Origin of the sequence: Pseudomonas sp. ENNP23 (assembly GCF_001728945.1) — a bacterium.
Classification (GTDB): domain Bacteria; phylum Pseudomonadota; class Gammaproteobacteria; order Pseudomonadales; family Pseudomonadaceae; genus Metapseudomonas; species Metapseudomonas otitidis.
Genome location: NZ_LYSP01000108.1, coordinates 1 through 975 on the forward strand (window position 1 = coordinate 1; position 975 = coordinate 975).

General features: G+C 55.5%; 1 protein-coding gene. It reads left to right on the top strand.

Translation table 11 applies throughout. The annotated features are described in order from the left end of the window. Nucleotides 1-46: 46 nt before the first annotated feature. Nucleotides 47-975, top strand: a 929-nt coding sequence (locus A9G05_RS26970) for an IS630 family transposase (RefSeq protein ID WP_083272689.1), incomplete at its 3' end; no start/stop codon positions are given.

Sequence of the window (975 nt, forward strand, 5' to 3'; positions counted from 1 at the left end):
TTATTAACCTGGCAAATAAATAGGGCATAGATAGATAATTCACCCCATGAAAACAGATGCCCGCAAACTCAGCCCCCAAGAACAGCGCGAAAAACGTGCTATAGCCTTGCGCATGCGTGAGCAGGGATACACCTACAAGGCTATTGCTGCAGCGGTTGGGGCTCACTCCCGTACTGTCGCCCATTGGGCTCACGTTGCAGAAAGCAAGGGCGAAAAGGCTGCCATCTCTGGCGGTCAACGCGGTGCGCGTCAAGGTGAGCGCCGCAGTTTGAGTTCCGCCCAAGAAGTGCTGGTTCGCACGCTAATGACCGATAAGATGCCTGATCAACTCAAACTCGGCTTTGCGCTCTGGACGCGTGATGCCGTGCGAGAGCTGATCCGCCAGCGCTGTGGTTTTCTCATGCCGGTGCGAACGGTTGGTGAATACCTCAAGCGTTGGGGTTACACCCCGCAGCGCCCACTGCATCGGGCTTATCAGCAGAAACCTGAAGTGGTTCAGCGCTGGCTGAATGATGAATATCCACGCATCACACTGCGGGCCAAGGCCGAAAATGGAGAGATTCAGTGGGGTGACGAAACCGGCATGCGCAGTGACAGCCATGCTGGCCGCAGCTACGCCCCTATTGGCGAAACACCAGTGCGCCAGGTCAGCGGCAGTCGTTTTTCTACCAACATGATTTCCACCGTGACCAACCGGGGTAAGTTGCGTTTCATGCTGTACCGGGAGACGTTGACAGCTCCTGTCCTGATCCGCTTCCTGGGGCGCCTGATTCGTGAGGCGCAAGGTCGTAAGGTGTTCCTGGTTCTCGACAACCTGCGTGTACACCACAGTAAAAAGGTGAGTGCCTGGGTCGCCGACCACAAAGAGCAAATAGAACTCTTCTTCTTGCCGGCCTACGCCCCGGAGCTGAATCCTGATGAGTATTTGAATTGTGACTTGAAAAATCAGGTACGCACGGGGTTGCCAGCGCGTAA